Here is a 19052-nt window from a genome sequence, read left to right as displayed (position 1 = left end):
CAGAGCGATGATCGAAACCCCCAAACGCGTGATCTGCCCTTGGTCGCGGGTATTGGCGCTTTCGGGTGGGTATCAGTCGCACCGCGGCACGGCGTCCTTTGGGACCAAAAGCTTCAAGCAGATGGATAGATGATCAACGATTTGCCCCGCCTTGCCTATCTTGTATTGCTGCTTGTCGCCGTGGGTGGCTTTCTGGTCGTCGAGTTTCGCTCGAAGCCGGGACAGACCATGCGTCAGGCTCTGGCCTGGGGGCTGATTTTCGCGGGAACAATCGCCGTCGCGGGCCTGTGGAGCGAGATCTCGCAGACCGTCTCCCCGCGCCAACAGGTGTTCGAGGGCGGGCGGATCGAAATTCCGGTCAGCCCTGACGGGCATTACTATCTTAGCGCCCAGTTGAATGGGAAAACCGTTGATTTCGTTGTGGATACTGGCGCCACGACCATCGCTCTTAGTCGCGATGAGGCGCAAAAGATCGGCATCGATACGGCCAATCTGGCCTTTATCTCGCAGGCGCGGACCGCCAATGGCATTGTCGCCACCGCGCCCGTGGTCATCCGCAGCTTCGAGATCGGCGATATCCATGATGAAAACGTCATGGCCATGGTGATCGATGGCGACTTGGGCCAATCCTTGCTGGGCATGAGCTATCTTGCCCGCTTTGCCCGCGTCAGCATCGAAAGCGACAGGCTGGTACTCGAGCGCTAGGCTATTGCTTGCGCTCCCAGCGGCCGCTGGCTTCGCTCCAATATTGTGCCTCGATCCCGGCCTGGGTCAGCAGCCGCCATTGCGCGCGGGCGCGATCTAGGGCCTCGGGATCATTGCCGTCGAACAAGATGCAGCTGCGCTCAAGCGGACGACAATCCTCTGGCGTGACCTCGGCGCCGTGAACCACCATTAGACAAGAGGGCTGATTGACGCCCTCTTGCCGGTTTTGGGTCAAAAGGACGGGTTGTTGCGCATCAAAAGGCCCGCCTGCCAGCCCGTGTGGCAGGAAACCGTCCCCCTGCCACAGGCTTTCATCCAGACGTTCCAGCGCGCCACGATGGGCACTGCGCAATTCCACACGCCAACCGGCCGCCAGACTTTTGCTAAGCAAAATCGGCAAAAGCGCCTCGGGGGCAGAGCGGGTCAGGTGATAGAAAAGCGCAGCGCCCATCGAATTATTTCGTCTCGTAATTGTCGCGGATCATGCGGTCCAGGGTCATGACGCCCCAACCCGTCGCACCTTTGGGCGCAAGCGTCGTGGCAGTCGGAGGCAGGGCCACGCCCGCGATATCGATATGGACCCAGGGCTGATCCTTGCGGATGAACCGCTGAAGGAACTGCGCCGCGGTAATCGAACCGGCTGCGCGACCGCCCGAGTTTTTCATATCGGCCAGACGGCAATCAATCAGCTTGTCATAGGCGGGGGCCAAAGGCAGACGCCAGGCGCCCTCGCCCTCGGATTTCGCGGCCCCCAGCACGGCTTCGGCCAGCGCATCATCATTCGAGAAAATCCCGGCATGATCGTGGCCAAGCGCCACGATGACCGCGCCGGTTAGCGTCGCAAGGTCAACGATCGCGCAAGGATTGAAGCGCTCTTGTGCGTACCAAAGCACATCAGCCAGCACCAAACGCCCCTCGGCGTCGGTATTGATCACCTCGATCGTGTCGCCCTTCATCGATTTCACGATATCGCCCGGACGTTGTGCCCGGCCATCCGGCATGTTCTCGACCAGACCGACCAGACCGACGACATTGGCTTTTGCGCGACGCAGCGCCAAAGTGCGCATGACGCCTGCGACAACACCCGCGCCGCCCATATCCATGGTCATCTCTTCCATGCCACCTGCGGGCTTGATCGAGATACCGCCGGTATCAAAGACAACGCCCTTGCCGACCAGCGCCAGCGGGGCCTCGTCCTTGCCGCCGTTCCAGCGCATGACCACGACTTTCGAGGGCATCTCTGACCCCATGCCCACGGCCAAAAGCGCGCGCATCCCCAGCTTGGCCAGCTCGTCTTCGTCCAGAACCTCGACCTCAAGGCCGATTTCCTGCATCGCAAGCAGACGATCGGCAAAATCCGAGGTCGTCAGCACATTGGCGGGCTCATTGATCAAATCGCGGGTGAAGCACACCCCTTCGGCAATCGCGGCGCCCAACTCGGCGCGGCGGGCCAAGGCTTCGGGCTCGGCGCTCATGATGGTGACATGCGGGCGCGCCTCGGTATCGAGTTCTGCCTCGTTTTCGGAAGCTTTGGGCGTTTTATAAACGTCAAAGGTATAGCCACGCAGCGCCAGCCCCAAGGCAAGCTCGGCCGCCAGCGGATGCTTATCCGCAAGAACGGTGGTTTCGACCTTGCCCAGCTGCGCGCCAATCGCGGCCCCTGCCTTGCGGGCTTCGGCGACGCTGGCTTTGCGGGGAAGGCTGACCAGTTGCAGCGCCTCGACGGCCAGACCGGCGGGATAGGCCAGTTCAAGCGCACCACCTGCCTTGACCGCCTTCCAACCTGCCGAATCAAGCGCACGCTGCACGGCATCGCGGGTGTTGCGCGGCAGCCCGGCGGGCAGTCGGTTGGTCTCACCGATCAAAATCGCAAGGCGACCCTGACGTTGGGCAAGACCGCTGGTTTCAGTTGCGGTAAAGGATATTTCTACGGGGCTGGTCATTGAACTTCTCTAGCAGAGGAAAATTGCCTGTCGCGTGAAACCTAGTCCTGACACGCAGGCTTGACCAGAGCCGGGCCTTTCCCAAAAGGAAATGAAGCGGTAATCAGGCCTGAACGACTGGCAGGGAAACATGGCGCGCATTGATCGATATATCTTGTCGCAGCTCCTGACATTGTTCGGGTTCTTCGCGCTTGTGCTTGTCTCAGTCTATTGGATCAACCGGGCCGTCTCGCTGTTCGAGCAGCTGATTTCGGACGGTCAGACGGCGATTGTGGTGCTGGAATTCACCGCGCTCACTTTACCGTTAGTGATCTCGGTGGTGCTGCCGATCGCGGCATTTGCCGCCTCAGCCTATGGCACCAACCGGTTATCCTCGGAATCGGAACTGGTGGCGATGCAGGCTGCGGGCATGTCGCCGATGCGGCTTGCGCGCCCGGTTTTGCTGTTTGGCTTGATCGTCGCGCTGATGTCGGCGGCGCTGGTCCATGGGCTGGTGCCCACTGCGCGCGCGCGCATGGCCGATCGCCAGTCCGAGCTTGCCGAAAATGTTACCGCACAGTTCCTGCGCCCCGGCTCGTTTCAGTTTCCCGCCGATGGACTGACCCTTTATATCCGCGACATCGCCTCGGACGGGCGGATGAAGGATCTGTTTTTCGAGGATTCCCGCAATCCCGACAGCCAGAAAACCTATTCCGCCTCGCAGGCTCTGCTGGTACGCGCCGCCACAGGACCCAAGCTGGTGATGATGAACGGCTCGGTTCAGACGCTTGAGCGTGACCACGGCCAGCAACGCCTGTCGATCACGCGCTTTTCCGATTTGACCTATGATCTGGGCGCGGTCCTGGCCCCCAACAAAGAGCGCAAACGCGATCTTCGCGCCTATTTCACACCCGATCTGCTGTGGCCCACGCCGGACATGCTTGCGGCGACGGGTGCCACCGCCGACAAGGCGCGAAGCGAAGGATTCGAGCGGCTGGCCAAGCCTTTACTGGTGCCAGTTGCGGCAATGCTGGGCTTTTCCATGCTGCTGCTGGGCAGCTATAGCCGCTTTGGCGTCTGGAAGCAGCTGATCTGGTCGACGGTTGCGCTGATCCTTGTGCAGTTTCTGGATACGGCGGTGACCGATCAGGTCGCACGCGATTCCTCGCGCTGGCCGCTGGCATTCTTGCCAGCCGCAATCGGCGCGGCAATCTGCCTGCTGGCGCTGTGGCAGGCCTCGCGGCCCCGAAGGTTGAAAGGCGGCGGCGGCACTGACCGCTCTGCCCCGAAAGGAGCCGCGTCATGATCTTGTCCAGCTATGTCGCGCGCCGCTTTACCCGGTTGTTCTTGCTGATTGCCGTCATTTTCCTGGCGATCCTCTTTTTGATCGAGATGATCGAGCAGGTCCGCCGCTTTGCCGATGACGGCCTTGGTCTGGCCGGATCGGCCGAGCTGGCCGCGCTGAACATCACCGGCAGCTTCTATTCGATCCTGCCTCTGGTCACGACGCTGGCCGGGATTGCGCTGTTTTTGAACCTTTCGCGCAGTTCAGAGCTTGTGGCGATCCGCGCTTCGGGACGATCGGGCATTCGGGTGCTGGCGGCCCCTGCACTGACGGCGGGGGTGATCGGCATGTTGGCGGTTGCGCTTTTGAACCCGTTGGTGGCGGCGACGGGCAAGCAATATGATCAGCGCGTCTCTGCCATCCAATCCCATGGCGGCGAGGCGATCAGCCTGGGCGACACAGCCGTCTGGCTAAGACAGGGGCTGATTGTCCCCCTGCCCGACGGCACGTCCGAATTGGGGCAGGTGGTTATTCGCGCCCAACGCGCAAGCCCCGATGCCACCACGCTTTATAACGCCACCTTCATGCTGTTCACCCCCGAACAAGGCCCGACTGGGCGCATCGACGCGGCACAGGCGACCTTGACCAAAGGGGCCTGGCAGTTAAGCAATGCCAAAAGCTGGCCCCTGACCGCCGACAACCCCGAAACCCAGGCGCGCAGCCTGGATCGATTTGAAATCCCCACCGATCTGACGGCCGACCGTATCCGGGACAGCTTTGGCAGACCTGATGCCGTGCCGTTTTGGCAGCTGCCGACCTTTATCGCGGGTCTGGAACGTGCGGGCTTTTCCGCCCAAAGACACCGCGTTTGGTTTCAGGTTGAACTCGCGCGACCGCTGATGATGGCGGCCATGGTCGCGATCGCGGCAGTGTTCACAATGCGCCACATGCGCGGAAGGAAAATGGGCCTGCTTATTCTTGGCGCTTTTGCTTGTGGCGTGGGTCTGTTCTTCTTGGGAAATCTGGCGCAAGTGCTGGGCGACAGCGGGGCGATTCCGCCAATTCTGGCGGGCTGGGCCCCGCCGTTGGCCGCCTTGTTCCTGGCGCTTGGAGCGCTATTGCAACTGGAGGACGGCTGATGTCGGCGTCAAAAAAGGGCAAATCCCGGCCCCAAAGATCGGCAATCGGCAAAGCTGCCGTGGTGATGACCGCGATGCTGCCTTTGGCGGTATGGCCTGCCATTGGCACGGCGCAAGACAGCACCATCCCCTATATCGCGCCGCCACATGTGGAATTCGGCTCAAGAATTGGCCCGGCCCTGGCCCCGACCGAAACCCCCTCGACCGATCGGCGGGTTGGGGACGGCACCGATGCCTCTGCCCTGCCCCCGACCGCGCGACCAATAGCGCGCGATGTCAAAATCTCGCGCCCCGCGCCGGGTGAGGGCGCCGCCGCAACGATTCTGGCCGATAATCTGTCGCTGAGCGATAAGCGCAGTGTGACCGCCTCGGGCGGGGTCGTTGTCTGGTACAAAGGGGCAAGGCTGGTGGCCTCGCAAGTCCATTACGACGGCGACACCGGCGCGATGACGATCTCGGGGCCGATCCACCTGACCGAGCCCGCCCGTGTGGGCACCGAGGGTGAGACCATCCTGATCGCCGATGCGGCCGAACTGGACCCAAATATGCAAGACGGCATCTTGCGCGGGGCGCGGCTGGTGCTGGCTCGAGAGCTGCAAATGGCCGCCAAACAGATCCGCCGCAGCGACAGCGGACGGTTCACCACATTGGATCAGGTCGTGGCCTCAAGCTGTCAGATCTGTGCCTCCAACCCGGTGCCTTTATGGGAAATCCGGGCGCGCCAGATCACCCATGATGCTGAAAAGCGCACGTTGCACTTTGAACATCCGCAATTTCGCGCCTTTGGCATGCCCGTTGGCGCCCTGCCGTCACTCACCGCACCAGATCCGACGGTCGAACGCATGACCGGCTTTTTGCGGCCCATGGTTCGCACGACCTCGCGGTTGGGCTTTGGGATGAAGTTTCCCTATTTCATCACGCTTGGCGACAGCGCCGATTTGACGGTGACGCCCTACCTTTCAGCCAGCCGCACCTCGACCCTAGAGCTGCGCTATCGCCGCGCGCTATCGAATGGCGCCATTGAGCTGAACGGCGCGGTGACGCGCGATGATATCGAGCCGGGTCAGACGCGAGGCTATCTGTTCGGTGCCGCCCGCTTCCAGCTGCCCCGGGGTTATCGCCTTGGCATGCAGATCCAGACCGCGACGGACCGGGCCTATCTGCTGGATTATGACATCACCGATGCCGACCGCCTTTGGAGCGGCGTGACGCTGGACCGGATTTTGCGTGACCGCTTGGTTTATGTCCGGGTCGGCAATTACGAATCGCTGCGCTCGGACGAGTTGGATCCGCCTGCTCAGGTCGCTGATGCGATCTGGATGCGTCGCTGGCGCCCTGGCGGTATGATTGGCGGCGAGGCCGGTCTCGAATGGACATTGCACGCCCATCGCAGAACCTCGGATGTTGATATTCGTGGCCGGGATATGGCACGCGGATCGGTCAGCTTTGACTGGCGCAGAAGCGAGGTTTTGCCCTTTGGCCTGGTGGGCGCACTGCAAACCGAGATCGATGCCGATATCTATCGCATCGCGCAAGACAGCAGCTTTGATGATTGGTTTGCGCGCATCGATCCGGTGCTTGCAGCCGAGTTGCGCTGGCCGCTGATCCGCGCCGCGGGCGCCGTGACCCATATTCTTGAACCCGTCTTGCAGCTGGTCTGGTCGCCCAAACACAACTGGAGCGACGATGTCCCCAATGAGGATAGCCAGATCCTTGAATTCGACGAGGGCAACCTGTTCTCACTGGATCGTTTCGCGGGCTGGGACGAGCGTGAAAGCGGGCTGCGCGCCAATCTGGGCATGACCTGGACCCGTATCGACCCGGCAGGCTGGACGCTGGCGCTGACGGGCGGACGGGTGCTGCGCTCGGGCATTGATCCGGCATTTGACCGCACAGGCCCGCTTGGCGGCAAGAACTCCGACTGGCTGATTGCGGCGCATTACAGCGACAATGACGGACTGGCGATCGCCAACCGGTCCCTGTTCGACGATTCTTTTTCAATCAGTCGCAATGAGCTACGCATTGGCTGGCTTAAGCCCGGGCTGCAGCTGTCGGCGGGGCATCTGTGGATGGATGCCGATGATCTTGAGGGGCGCGACCGCGATGTCTCGGAGCTGACCACCCAGGCGGGATGGCAAATCACCGATGGTTGGTGGGGCACGACCGAGACCCGTTATGATTTCACGGCTGACCGGGCGCAAAAGGCGGCGGTTGGTCTGGTCTATCGCAATGAATGCGTCACGATGGAGGTTGGGCTCGAGCGACGCTTTACCTCGTCGGTCGATGTCAAACCCGAAACGACTTTTGATCTGGGAATCCGCCTAGGGGGCTTTGGCAAGCAGAAAGATACGCCGGGAACGGTGGCGCGTCGCGCTTGCCTGCGCTAATGTCTGGCCAAACCATGCTGCGAGGGACGCGATGCGGCGAGTAATTCTAGGTGTTGCAATGGCCGCTCTGCTGGCCGGCTCTGGTCCAGTTCTGGCCCAGTCCAACCCCTTTAGGCCCGTGCTCTACATCAACGAATCGGTCGTCACCCAATTCGACATCGATCAGCGTGCGCGCTTCATGGAGCTGGTGCATGCCCCGGAAACCGGGCGCGCCGCTGCTGAAAAGGCCGTGGTCGAGGATCGGCTGCGCATGATCGCCGCCAAGCAGCTGGGCATCAAACCCACGGATGCAGCCATCGAGGCCGCGCTAAGCGAATTTGCGGGACGCGGCAACCTGACGTTAGAGCAGTTCAATCGGCTTTTAACGCAAAGCGGCATAGATCCGGCCATTTTCCGCGACTTCATCGTCTCGGGCGTGGCATGGCGTGATGTTGTGCGCCAGCGTATCGTGCCGCAAATCCGCGTCTCGGATGCGGAGATCGATCAAGAGTTTAAGAAGATCGTGACGACGCCAAAAGTGACGGATGTGCTGGTCTCCGAGATGATCATCCCTGTCGCCGAAGGCCAGGAACAGCGCGCCCATGATGATATCTCGCGTCTGGCTGCCAGCATCAGCTCGGAAAGCGATTTTGCCGCCGCCGCAAGGCAGTATTCCGCCACAAGATCGGCAGAACAAGGCGGGCGCCTGCCTTGGACATCGCTGTCAAACCTACCGCCGTCGCTGCGCCCGATCCTTTTGTCCATGCAGCCGGGTCAAGTCAGTCAGCCGCTGTCGGTGCCCGGTGCGATCGTCCTTTTCTACCTGCGCGACACCCGTGGAACCGTCCGCGCAGGCGCGCAGGATCAGGTGCTGGACTACCTGCGCCTGCGCCTTGGCAACCCCACAGAAGCAAGCCGCATTGCCCAAGAAGCCCGCGATTGCAGCGATGTTTATCAAGCCGCGAATGGCCTTCCGGCAGATCGCCTGATTGCGCAGAAGGGTCCAGTCGGATCCATCCCAGCGGATGCCGCTTTGGTTTTGGCCGGACTTGATGACAACGAAGCGACCGCATATGGCGGCGACGTGATCATGCTGTGCAAACGCGCCCCCGCGCTTTTGGCCGAGATGGACGACCAGCCTGCTGTGCCGGTTGCACCATCCTCGCCTGACGCGCCCGAAGGTGCTGAAACCAGTGATGCCGCACCCGCACGTGGCGAGGTTCGCGATATTGTTTTCAACCGCAAGATCTCTGCCGCGGCGGATGCATATTTGGCCGAGCTGCGTGCTGACGCTGTGGTGCGTCGCCCCTGATCTAGATGGCGTTTGCGGGTTGGTCCGCTGCGATTTTGGATATTTATACATGAGAGATAGCCATGTCGCCTAATCTGCCCATCCTTCTGACCTGCGGTGAACCCGCTGGGATCGGACCGGAACTTGCAGCCAAGGCAGCTGGATGTGGCGTGCCTTTCGTATATCTGGGCGACCCGTCGCACCTGCCGGTTGGAACGGACTGGCAGGAAGTGAATCTTCCCTCTGATGCTGTGGCCGCAGGCAAGCTTGCAGTTTTGCGCCACGAATTTCCCGCACCAAATACCCACGGCCATCCGAACCCAGACAATTCTCAGGCAGTGATTGATGTCATCGCGCGGGCCGTCGAATTGGTCCAATTAGGCCAAGCCAGCGCGATCTGTACTTTGCCGATCAACAAAGAGGCTCTTAAAAGCGGCGCGGGTTTTGCCTTTCCTGGTCATACCGAATTTCTTGCCCATCTAGCCGGCACAGAGGATGTGGTGATGATGCTCGCATCGACGAGCGTGACCCCGCCTTGCCGCGTGGTCCCCGCCACGATCCATATCGCACTTGAAGATGTCCCGGCGGCCTTCACGCCAGATCTGCTAAGCCGCGTGATTAAAGTAACGGCGGCAGCACTTCGCCGCGACTTTGCGATTGCGCGCCCACGTATTGCCATCGCAGGTCTGAACCCGCACGCCGGAGAGAATGGGGTCATGGGGCGTCAAGAGGGTGACTGGATGCGCCAACTTATCCGTGACATGAGCTGCGATGCTTTTCAACTCAGCGGACCGCACCCGGCCGATACCATGTTTCACCCCAGCGCGCGCGCGAAATACGACGCGGCAATTTGTGCCTATCACGATCAAGCTCTGATCCCGATCAAGACGCTTGATTTTGCCGGTGGCGTTAACGTCACTCTTGGTTTGCCCTTCATCCGCACCTCGCCAGATCACGGCACAGCCTTTGATATCGCTGGCCAGGGCGTCGCCGATCCTTCCAGCGTGATCGCTGCACTGAAAATGGCACAGTCCATGGCAGCGCAAAGATGACCATAAACGCTATCTTCCATGTCCAAATATCCTGCAGGGGTCCGGGGGCGCAAAGCCCCCGGTTTTTTTTCCGATGAGCACCATTGACGGCCTCCCTCCCCTTCGTGACGTCATCACCCGTCACGATTTGCGCGCCAAAAAGCAATTGGGCCAGAACTTCCTTCTGGACCTGAACTTGACGGCCAAGATTGCCCGTGCAGCGGGCGATCTTACGAATTCCGATATCATCGAGGTTGGGCCGGGGCCCGGCGGCCTGACGCGCGGTCTGCTGGCCGAGGGCGCACGCCACGTTCTGGCGATTGAAAAAGATCCCCGGACCCTGCCCGCCTTGGCAGAGATCTCCGAGGCCTACCCGGGTAAGCTGGATGTGATTTTGGGCGACGCGCTTGAGATAGACCCCCTTGCCCATGTCCGCCCACCTATCCGGATTGTCGCGAACCTGCCTTATAATGTTGGTACGGAACTGCTGGTGCGCTGGCTTACACCCAAGGAATGGCCGCCTTTTTGGCAGTCCTTGACGTTGATGTTCCAAAAAGAGGTGGCTGAGCGGATCGTCGCCAAGCCCGGGAGCAAGGCTTACGGCAGGCTGGCTCTGCTTGCGCAGTGGCGCACGGATGCCCGCATTGTCATGACCCTGCCGCCCGAGGCTTTCGTTCCCGCGCCCAAGATCCATTCCGCTGTTGTTCATCTGACGGCATTGCCCGAGCCGCGTTTTCCTGCCGATGCCAAATTGCTTAATCAGCTGGTGGCAGCCGGATTCAACCAACGCCGCAAAATGCTGCGTGCGTCGTTGCGGGGACTGCATCCGCGCATGGAGGAGCTGCTGGAGGAAGTGGGGATCGCGCCGACGGCTCGGGCCGAGGAAATCGGGCTAGAGCAGTTTTGCGCGCTGGCCCGCGCGGTCGCCGCAGCGCCGCGCTAGGCCATAGGCGCAGCGCGTCTTAGGACGCGCTGCCTTCATCTGCATCCTCACGCGCAGATGCGTCAGGATTTGCCGCTTCGGGCTTTTTCCGGCTGCGCGGCGCAGTGGTCCGCGGAGCAGCAGCTGCACGAGCCGCAGCGGGTGCAGCCGAAGTCGCTGCAGCGGCGGCGTTGCGCGGGGCGCGACGACGCGGAGCGGGACGCGCTTCGCCAGCTTCCTCGGTTGCAGCTTCCGGGGTTTCGACCGGGCTGTAATCGCTTTCCGCCGCGATTGCGGGTGGCAAAGCGACATCCTCGCGAGGTGCAGCGACCGGCAGATCGCCTAGAGGCAACTGTTGATCGCCGGTAGCAACCTCTGCGACCTCGACTTCTGCGCGACGTTCACGACGCGGCTCACGAGGCTCACGCGGCTGATATTCGCGCGATTCGCGAGGCTGCTGCTCACGCGGCTGCTGCTCACGCGGCTGCTGCTCACGCGGCTGATGCTCGCGCGATTGCGGCTCACGCGGCTGGTCGTCGCGGGAATGCTGGCCATTGCCCGACGCAGCATCCCGGTGATGGTCACGGTTGGAGTTCCCGTTGCCATAGCCACCATTCCCGTTGCGATCCTGCTGGTCGTCACGACCCTCATCCTCGCGCTGAGAACTGAACTGCTGCTGCCGCTCGGCTTGTTCGCGCTGCGCCTCACCCAAAAGACGGGTGTAGTGCTCTGCATGTTGAAAAAAGCTCTGCTCGGCGACCCGATCGTTCGACAATTGAGCGTCGCGGGCCAGGGCTAGATACTTTTCGATGATTTGCTGCGGGGTCCCACGGACTTTGCCCTCGGGACCCGAGGAATCAAAGACGCGGTTAACGACATTGCCCAACGTACGTTGGCGGTTCGACTTGTTTCGCGAACGGGATTTCGATGATCTCATCAGTTTTTGTCAGGTTGCCCGGGCATTGCACCGGCTGAGGTTAGGGCCTGCTTGAGTTTACCCATCTCGGAATACAGAGACCGGCAATGCTCAAAAGCTTAAATAACGAAGCTGATATGGCTGACCCGTGCGTTGGCAAACTGCCCCCGTCACCCCTCTGAATAAGCATGTCACGTGAGGGCTGACAAGTATAAACTTCCGCTTAATGTCCCGAATTGCGTAAAACGCCGGTGAACTTCAGCCAATCTGCGCCACAATGACGCGATCTTTTGCCGAAAGGTCCTGACGGATCTCGACCCGGCCAAAACCATGATCGCGCATAAGTTGTGAAACCGCCGCCCCTTGCTCATGCCCGATTTCCACGGCCAAGCGCCCCAGGGGTGTCAGATAGGACGCCGCCTGCGCGGCGATGATGCGATAGGCACCAAGCCCGTCACCTTCATCCGTCAGTGCCAAGCGCGGCTCCCAATTGCGCACCTCGGGAGAGAGGCCCGCCATTTCGCTCAGCGCGATATAAGGCGGATTTGAGACGATCAGATCGAACTGACCGCTGACGGCGGAAAACCAATCCGATTGCCTGAATTCAGCTTTAACCCCGATGCGGGCAGCATTGCGTGCCGCCACTTTCAGGGCATCTTCCGACAGATCGACGCCCAAGCCGCGTGCGGTGCCACGCTCAGACAGCAGCGAAATGAGAATGGCGCCTGTCCCGGTTCCCAGATCCAGCACGCTGGAAAACGGCGCCTCTAACCCGACCTCGACCAGCAGTTCGGTTTCAGGTCGTGGATCAAGGGTGGCTTGTGTCACCTCAAATTCATGCGACCAAAAGGCACGACGCCCGATGATCTGGCTGACCGGCTGACGGGCCGCACGCGCAGCAATGGCACCCAAAAACCGTGTGGCGGCGTCCTTATCAATGTCTTGCGACAATGCATCTGACAGGCGGTGGCGCGGCAGGCCCAGAACATGCAACAGCAAGATCTGGGCATCGCGATCAGCGCCGGGCACACCTGCCGCGACCAGTTGCGCCACGCCTTGGGCCAAGACCGAGGCCATGCCCATCACTCGGCCTCGGCCAGGCGGGCGGCCTGATCATGGGCGATCAGCGCATCCAGCACCTCGTTCAAATCGCCCTGCATGATACGATCCAACGAATAAAGCGTCAGGTTGATGCGATGATCCGTCATCCGACCCTGGGGAAAGTTGTAGGTGCGGATGCGCTCGCTGCGATCGCCCGAACCCACCTGGCTTTTGCGGTCGGCGGCACGTTCGGCGTCAACGCGCGAACGTTCAAGATCGTAAAGGCGCGCCCGCAAAACCGCCATCGCATTGGCACGGTTCTGGTGCTGGGATTTTTCCGATGAGGTCACAACGATGCCGCTTGGCAAATGGGTGATGCGCACGGCCGAATCGGTTGTGTTGACGTGCTGGCCGCCCGCGCCACTGGCGCGCATCGTATCGATGCGGATGTCATTGGCGGGAATGTCGATATCGACCTCGGCGGCCTCGGGCAGCACAGCCACGGTCGCCGCTGATGTATGAATGCGCCCGCCCGATTCAGTTTCGGGAACGCGCTGGACGCGGTGAACGCCCGATTCGTATTTGAGGCGCGCAAAAACGCCCTCGCCCTCGACCCGAGCGATGGCCTCTTTCACGCCGCCCAGCTCGGATTCGCTCAACTCCATCATCTGAAAGGTCCAGCCCTGCGATTCGGCGTAGCGGCGATACATATTCAGCAGATCGCCTGCGAAAAGCGCGGCCTCATCGCCACCTGTGCCGGGGCGTATCTCGATCATGGCAGGGCGAGCATCTGCAGCGTCGCGCGGCAAAAGGGCCAGACGCAGCGCTTGTTCCAGCTCGGGCAGCTCTGCGCGCAAGCGTTGCAACTCATCCTCGGCCAAGGCGCGCATTTCGGGGTCCGAAAGCATGGCCTGGGCTTCGGCCATGCCGTCACGGGCGGCACGCCACTGGGCGATCTGTTCGACGACGGGCCTCAGCTCGGAATATTCGCGACTGATCGTGGCGATCTGGTCAGCCGCCGGGCCTGCGTTCAACTGCGCCTCAAGGTAATCGAAGCGCTGCACAATCTGGATGAGTTTATCGTCTGGGAGCATGGCACCGAATTACCGCTCCATCGCGCTTGCGGCAAGCGGCTTCGCGCTGTGGCCGCTATCGTGGCCATGCAAAAGGGGGCCAGAAGGCCCCCTTGGTCGTCAAATCCGCGATCTTGGGGATCAGTCGGCTTTCGCCGCCTCGACCGAAATGTCGATTTTCACCTCGTCATCAACCGCAGGAGCAAAGATGCCAAGGTTGAAATCCGAACGTTTGATCTTGGTTTCAGCGTCAAAGCCCACGGCGGGCTTGCCAGACATCGGGTTGGTGCCGGCTTTGGTCAGGTCAACGTCAAGAACGACCTCTTTGGTGACGCCGTTCAGCGTCAGATCGCCCGTGATTTTGGCTTCGTCTTCGTCATCCACCTCGACTTTGGTGGATTTGAACGTGACCATCTGGCTGCCATCGGGCGAGTTGAACAGGTCTTTGCCACGCATATGCTCGTCCAGCTGCGCCGAAACGGTCAGGATATTGCTGATCGGAAAGCTGGCTTCGACGGTGGATTTCGCGGGCTCGGCCGGATCAAGAACGATCGTACCCGTGATGCCACGTGCAATACCGGTGCTGGTCGAGAAACCCATGTGCTTATAGTGAAACACAGCAGCGCTGTGATCGGGGTCGAAGTTATAGGTCCCTGCAGCAGGGGCCACATCTTCGGCGAAAGCAGGCATAGCCAGCAGGCCAGCTGCAGTGGTCAGGGCAATCAGGGTGGATTTCATCGTGGTTCTCTTTTTTTGAATGTTGTGACGAACATCATCGCGGTGATCTATGTCGATTATTAACCACAGCCAATCAAACCGGCCTAAACTTGCCGTGATCGGCAGATAAACCTTGTCTTCGCGACCTTTGCCGCTATAAAGCCCCATCCTTCCGCAATTGCGAAACCGGTGAAGCCTCTCGTAGCGGGGCGCGGAAGGTTATCCCGCTGGTGAAGCCCACCTGAAACGAAAAGGGTATGACATGCCGCTATATGAGCATGTGCTGATCGCCCGCCAGGACCTGTCCAACACACAGGCCGAAGGGCTGATCGAACATTTCTCGACCGTGCTTGCCGACAACGGTGGCAAGGTGGTCGAATCGGAATACTGGGGCGTCCGCGCTCTGGCCTATAAGATCAACAAGAACCGCAAAGGCCACTACGCCTTCCTGCGTTCGGATGCGCCTTCGGCCGCCGTGCAGGAAATGGAGCGTCTGGCCCGTTTGCATGACGACGTCATGCGCGTTCTGACCATCAAAGTCGACGCACATCAGGAAGGCCCGTCCGTCCAGATGCAAAAGCGCGACGAGCGTGACCGCGGCGATCGTGGTGAGCGCGGTGAGCGCCGTGGTGGTGATCGTGGCGAGCGTCGCGAAGACCGTGGTGATCGTGGCGAGCGCCGCGAACGCGACGACCGGAACTGAGACGGGAAAGGAACCTAAGATATGGCGAACAAACCGTTCTTCCGCCGCCGCAAAGTCTGCCCGTTCTCGGGCGAGAATGCTCCGGCCATCGATTACAAAGATACGCGCCTTCTTCAGCGCTACATCTCCGAGCGCGGCAAAATCGTTCCGTCGCGCATCACCGCCGTTTCGGCAAAGAAGCAGCGTGAACTGGCTCGTGCGATCAAGCGCGCCCGCTTCCTCGCTCTGCTCCCCTACGCTGTGAAGTAAGGAGAGACATCCATGCAAGTCATCCTGCTCGAGCGCGTTGCGAAACTTGGCCAGCTGGGCGAAGTCGTGAAGGTCAAAGAGGGCTATGCCCGCAACTACCTTCTGCCCCAAGGCAAAGCGCTGCGCGCCTCGGAAGCTAACATCAAAGCTTTCGAAGCCAAAAAAGCCGATCTCGCTGTTCAGAACGACGAGACCCGTGCAGAAGCACAAAAGGTCGCCGAGAAACTCGACGGTCAGCAGTTCATCATCATCCGCTCGGCATCCGATGCCGGTGCGCTGTACGGTTCGGTCACCCCGCGTGACGCCGCTGATGCTGCGAATGCCGAAGGCTTCTCGATCGAGCGTCGTCAGGTTGTCCTGACCGCACCGATCAAGGATCTGGGCCTGCATGACGTCCGCGTGCACCTGCACCCGGAAGTCGATGCGACCATCCACCTGAACGTTGCACGTTCGCCCGAAGAGGCCGAACTGCAGGCTTCGGGCAAGTCGATCCGCGAACTCGCTGCTGAAGCTGATGCCGAAGCCGATTTCGAAATCGCTGAACTGTTCGACGACATCGGCGGCGCAAGCCGTGACGAAGACGGTATGGGCGACGCCTGATCGTTTTCGATCCAGATGGAATAATGAAACGCGCCGCTTTGTCGGCGCGTTTCTTTTTGCGCAAAGCCATGTTTCATTTGGCCCAAGGCTGGAACATTCGCCCATTCTGGGGGTTGAATGCGCAAAGCCAAGATCGCAAGAGGTGCACCCAATGGTGAATCGTGGAGATATCGAGCCGCTGCTGACTGATGCTGACGTGACCAGTGAAACCCGCTTTGGTCCGCGCCATCCGCCAGAGGGGCACCGCCCACATGGATCGCCCTATGAAGCCCGCCACATTCCGCCCCATGGCGATGTCTCGCCCGATGGCAAGCACATCTGGCCCCAGCCGTCGCAAAGCTCTCGGATTCTTGTCTGGGGCGGCATGGCGCTGGCAACGGCGGCGGTGACGGCCGCCTCGGTCCTCGCGGCGCGCCGCGTGATCGAGATGGTGCAAAATGATGACCACCCACCTGCCCCCCATCCCGCGCCACAACCACCAAAGCGCCGCAAGCCCTCGCATCAAGCTGCGCCGCATCTTGCCCCACGCTTTGCCGAGATGGACGGCCAAGAGCGACAAGAGCTGCGCAACCGGACCCGTGAGCGCGAATTGGAAGATGCCCTTGCCGCCGCCCACCAGCGCGCCGAAGCCGCCGAAGAGGCCGTCAAACGCGCCCGTCGTCGCGCGCGCCCGGCCCGCAAAAACTTTATCAGCGAGGTCGAAAGCAACACGCGCCGCCTAAGCGGTTCGGCCGATTCAGCGATTGGCTCACTCAGTGCGGCATTCTCGGGCTTTCGCGCCGTCGCAGCACAGGCAGCTGGCATCGTCGGAGAGTTCGAGACCGCCGCCAAAGTCGTGCGCGGTCTGATGGCGAAAGGCAGCGAGCAGGCAAAGGAAGCAGTCAAGGACGAGGCCGACGAGATTCGACAGGATTTCAAGGATCGGCGCGACCACCGACTTTAGGGGGCGCGCCGATGAGCGGTGCCTTTCGAACGGGCACCCCAAGACCTGATGTGCCTACAGCCGAGATACCCGGGACCGGCATCCCAAAACCTGACGCTTTGCCCGCGACCCCGACAACGCCCACCCGCGATGCGGGGGACACATCCACGGCCACACGCCCCAAGGTCGGGCTGCGTCAGGCGCTTTTTGGCGAACTTCCCGAAGGATGGCGCGAAAGGCGCGGCCTTGCCCCCTCAGCGCCGAGCCCGGCCACCTCGCATGGCTTGGCTCACATCCCAGCCTCGGCCCTGTCGTCACGGCCCAATGCAGGCGCCGCCGCCACTGCTGTCAGCCGTCCTGCAAAGCCACGGCTTGGCTTACGATCCTGGACGCAAATTTTTGGCCGCGTTTACAAGGAATTTTGCCGCGACCGGGTGTTGTCAGTCTCGGGCGGGGTGACATTCTTCGCGTTGCTTGCGCTGTTTCCGGCAATCACGACGCTGGTTTCGGTCTATGGGTTGTTCAGCGATCCCGAAAGCATCGCCGCACATCTGGATCTGCTGAATCGCATTCTTCCGCCCGAGGTCGTCGATATCATTCGCGGCCAGATCCAGCATATTGCCAGCACCCCGATTGCCGCGCTGACCACGACGGGTATCATCTCACTGATCGTGGCCATTTATTCGGCGACCGGCGGCATGAAGGCGCTGATCGAATCACTGAACCTTGCATGGTTCGAAACCGAAACCCGCGGCACGCTGAAACTGAACCTGATTGGCCTGTGCTTTACCGCGGGCGCGATCGTCTTGATCTTATCGCTGTTGGCGGCAATTGCGGTGGTACCCGCCCTGTTGGACTGGCTCAAGGTGCCGCAGGATATTCAACAGATTTTCGCGCTGGCACGATGGCCGGCGATGTTCGCCGTCCTCACGCTGTCAATTGCAGCGCTTTACCGATGGGCGCCGGACCGCAGCTTCGACAGCAATCACCGCGTCATGATGGGGGCAGTTCTGGCCGCTTTTGCCTTGGTTTTGGCCTCGGTCGGCTTCAGTTGGTACGTCACTCATCTGGCGCATTACAACCAGACTTATGGTTCGTTGGGGGCGGTGGTCGTGTTGATGATGTGGCTATGGATTGCCACCATCATCATCATGCTTGGCGCCGAGCTGAATGCCGAGGTCACGCGCCAGATCGATTACGAGCGCCGAAATTAAACGCCTGATCCCGTCCAGATCCCCAGCACGATCCAATGATACGACCCAATGAAAAAGGCCGCCCCGAAGGACGGCCTTTCCCGAAAAGTTCTGGGGAAAATCAGATTTCGTCCAGTGCTTCGACAGCTTTTTCCAGCTCTTCTTTCGAAATCTCTTTGTCCGAGACTTTCGCGCCTTCGACGATGTGGTCAATGACCTTGTCTTCGAAAATCGGCGCGCGAAGCTGCTGCTGCGCTTGCGGGTTCGACTGGATGAACTCGAAGAACGCGCGTTCCTGGCCCGGGAACTGACGTGCCTGGCGCAGAACGGCCTGGGTCATTTCCTGATCCGAAACGGTCACTTCGGCTTTCTGGCCGATTTCAGCAAGAACGAGGCCCAGACGGACGCGGCGCTCTGCCAGTTTCTTATGCTCGTCGGTCGGTTCGATCTCGCCATGGTTATGGCCGTGATCTTCCGGGTGCTCTTCGTGGTACAGCTGATGTGCGATCTGACCAGCTTCGATTTCGACCAGAGCTTCCGGCAGATCGAAGTTGTACAGGCCGTCCAGCTTGTCCAGCAGCGCACGCTTGAGAACCTGACGCGAAGCGCCCTGATATTCGGCTTCGAGACGCTCACCGATTTGCTTTTTCAGCGCGTCGAGATCTTCTGCGCCGAATTTCTTGGCCAGCTCATCGTCGATTTCCGCTTTTTTCGGTGCTTTGACCGATTTCACGGTGGTTTCAAAGATCGCGTCTTTGCCAGCCAGATGTGCTGCGCCGTATTCAGCCGGGAAGGTCACTTTGACTTCGACCGAATCGCCAGCTTTCACGCCGACCAGCTGCTCTTCAAAACCCGGGATGAACGAGCCCGAGCCCAGAACCAGCGGGTAATCTTCTGCGGTGCCGCCTTCAAAAGCTTCGCCGTCGACCATGCCTTTGAAGTCGATGACAACCTGGTCGCCATCATGCGACTTGGTG

20 protein-coding genes and 1 pseudogene are annotated in these 19052 nt (G+C 60.7%); 13 read left to right on the top strand and 8 right to left on the bottom strand.

Annotated features, from left to right (window positions below; genetic code table 11):
- The first annotated feature begins 129 nt into the window (after positions 1-129).
- Complete coding sequence (locus tag RTS12_RS02080) at positions 130-705, top strand: TIGR02281 family clan AA aspartic protease (protein WP_312525000.1); 576 nt, start codon at positions 130-132, stop codon at positions 703-705.
- Position 706: 1 nt separating this feature from the next.
- On the opposite strand, the gene RTS12_RS02075 is transcribed toward RTS12_RS02080, so the two are convergent.
- Both RTS12_RS02075 and RTS12_RS02070 read right to left on the bottom strand, forming a co-directional pair.
- The gene (locus RTS12_RS02075) at positions 707-1156 is read right to left on the bottom strand and encodes a DNA polymerase III subunit chi (RefSeq protein WP_312524998.1); all 450 of its coding nucleotides are present in this window, start codon (positions 1154-1156) and stop codon (positions 707-709) included.
- Between the two features lie 4 nt (positions 1157-1160).
- Positions 1161-2648, bottom strand: coding sequence for a leucyl aminopeptidase (locus RTS12_RS02070; RefSeq protein WP_312524996.1), 1488 nt, complete (start codon positions 2646-2648; stop codon positions 1161-1163).
- 130 nt (positions 2649-2778) lie between these two features.
- On the opposite strand from RTS12_RS02070, the gene lptF reads away from it, so the two are divergent.
- The 6 genes from lptF (at position 2779) to rsmA (ending at position 10682) form a co-directional block, all read left to right on the top strand.
- Positions 2779-3933, top strand: a complete 1155-nt coding sequence (gene lptF, locus RTS12_RS02065) for an LPS export ABC transporter permease LptF (RefSeq protein ID WP_312524994.1) — start codon at positions 2779-2781, stop codon at positions 3931-3933.
- Positions 3930-5051, top strand: coding sequence for an LPS export ABC transporter permease LptG (lptG, locus tag RTS12_RS02060; protein WP_312524992.1), 1122 nt, complete (start codon positions 3930-3932; stop codon positions 5049-5051). The genes lptF and lptG overlap by 4 nt, the downstream gene beginning before the upstream one ends.
- Positions 5051-7438 carry an LPS assembly protein LptD gene (locus tag RTS12_RS02055; RefSeq protein ID WP_312524990.1) on the top strand — a complete coding sequence of 796 codons (2388 nt, stop codon included), beginning with the start codon at positions 5051-5053 and terminating at the stop codon, positions 7436-7438. The genes lptG and RTS12_RS02055 overlap by 1 nt, the downstream gene beginning before the upstream one ends.
- A 58-nt stretch (positions 7439-7496) precedes the next feature.
- Positions 7497-8729 (top strand): peptidylprolyl isomerase, encoded by a 1233-nt coding sequence (locus RTS12_RS02050; RefSeq protein ID WP_312524988.1) that lies wholly within the window; start codon positions 7497-7499, stop codon positions 8727-8729.
- A gap of 62 nt (positions 8730-8791) precedes the next feature.
- Positions 8792-9760, top strand: coding sequence for a 4-hydroxythreonine-4-phosphate dehydrogenase PdxA (gene pdxA / locus RTS12_RS02045; protein WP_312524987.1), 969 nt, complete (start codon positions 8792-8794; stop codon positions 9758-9760).
- 73 nt (positions 9761-9833) lie between these two features.
- On the top strand, positions 9834-10682 hold the full coding sequence (gene rsmA, locus RTS12_RS02040) for a 16S rRNA (adenine(1518)-N(6)/adenine(1519)-N(6))-dimethyltransferase RsmA (RefSeq protein WP_312524985.1): 849 nt from the start codon (positions 9834-9836) through the stop codon (positions 10680-10682).
- A gap of 19 nt (positions 10683-10701) precedes the next feature.
- On the opposite strand, the gene RTS12_RS02035 is transcribed toward rsmA, so the two are convergent.
- Entirely contained in the window at positions 10702-11013 is a 312-nt protein-coding gene (locus RTS12_RS02035; RefSeq protein ID WP_312525030.1) for a hypothetical protein, read from the bottom strand.
- A gap of 3 nt (positions 11014-11016) precedes the next feature.
- Here RTS12_RS02035 and RTS12_RS02030 point away from each other — a divergent pair, with 3 nt between their 5' ends.
- Entirely contained in the window at positions 11017-11460 is a 444-nt protein-coding gene (locus RTS12_RS02030; RefSeq protein ID WP_312525028.1) for a hypothetical protein, read from the top strand.
- Here the strand turns inward: RTS12_RS02030 and RTS12_RS02025 are convergent.
- The 4 genes and pseudogenes from RTS12_RS02025 to RTS12_RS02010 all read right to left on the bottom strand — a co-directional run.
- Positions 11416-11598 (bottom strand): annotated as a pseudogene (locus RTS12_RS02025) (DUF4167 domain-containing protein); the annotation flags it as partial. The gene RTS12_RS02030 and the pseudogene RTS12_RS02025 sit on opposite strands and share 45 nt — an antisense overlap.
- A 237-nt stretch (positions 11599-11835) precedes the next feature.
- Entirely contained in the window at positions 11836-12660 is an 825-nt protein-coding gene (prmC, locus tag RTS12_RS02020) for a peptide chain release factor N(5)-glutamine methyltransferase (protein ID WP_312524983.1), read from the bottom strand.
- On the bottom strand, positions 12660-13712 hold the full coding sequence (gene prfA, locus RTS12_RS02015; RefSeq protein ID WP_312524981.1) for a peptide chain release factor 1: 1053 nt from the start codon (positions 13710-13712) through the stop codon (positions 12660-12662). The genes prmC and prfA overlap by 1 nt, the downstream gene beginning before the upstream one ends.
- A 120-nt stretch (positions 13713-13832) precedes the next feature.
- Complete coding sequence (locus RTS12_RS02010) at positions 13833-14429, bottom strand: YceI family protein (protein WP_312524979.1); 597 nt, start codon at positions 14427-14429, stop codon at positions 13833-13835.
- A 241-nt stretch (positions 14430-14670) separates the two neighbouring features.
- On the opposite strand from RTS12_RS02010, the gene rpsF reads away from it, so the two are divergent.
- From rpsF to RTS12_RS01985, 5 genes are all read left to right on the top strand, one after another.
- Entirely contained in the window at positions 14671-15111 is a 441-nt protein-coding gene (gene rpsF, locus RTS12_RS02005; protein WP_312524978.1) for a 30S ribosomal protein S6, read from the top strand.
- A 21-nt stretch (positions 15112-15132) separates the two neighbouring features.
- Positions 15133-15360 carry a 30S ribosomal protein S18 gene (gene rpsR, locus RTS12_RS02000; protein ID WP_020949472.1) on the top strand — a complete coding sequence of 76 codons (228 nt, stop codon included), beginning with the start codon at positions 15133-15135 and terminating at the stop codon, positions 15358-15360.
- A gap of 12 nt (positions 15361-15372) precedes the next feature.
- Positions 15373-15960 (top strand): 50S ribosomal protein L9, encoded by a 588-nt coding sequence (gene rplI / locus RTS12_RS01995; RefSeq protein WP_312524966.1) that lies wholly within the window; start codon positions 15373-15375, stop codon positions 15958-15960.
- 151 nt (positions 15961-16111) lie between these two features.
- A complete protein-coding gene (locus tag RTS12_RS01990) occupies positions 16112-16903 on the top strand; it encodes a hypothetical protein (protein WP_312524964.1) in 792 nt (263 codons plus the stop codon).
- 11 nt (positions 16904-16914) lie between these two features.
- Positions 16915-18096 (top strand): YihY/virulence factor BrkB family protein, encoded by a 1182-nt coding sequence (locus tag RTS12_RS01985; protein WP_312524962.1) that lies wholly within the window; start codon positions 16915-16917, stop codon positions 18094-18096.
- A gap of 100 nt (positions 18097-18196) precedes the next feature.
- Here the strand turns inward: RTS12_RS01985 and tig are convergent.
- Positions 18197-19052 (bottom strand): trigger factor (gene tig / locus RTS12_RS01980; protein ID WP_312524960.1); only part of this gene is annotated, 856 nt, incomplete at its 5' end.

Origin of the sequence: Paracoccus sp. (in: a-proteobacteria) (genome assembly GCF_032007265.1) — a bacterium.
Classification (GTDB): domain Bacteria; phylum Pseudomonadota; class Alphaproteobacteria; order Rhodobacterales; family Rhodobacteraceae; genus Paracoccus.
Note: the sequence above shows the minus strand (reverse complement) of the source record. Positions and strands in the feature narration are given on the sequence as shown.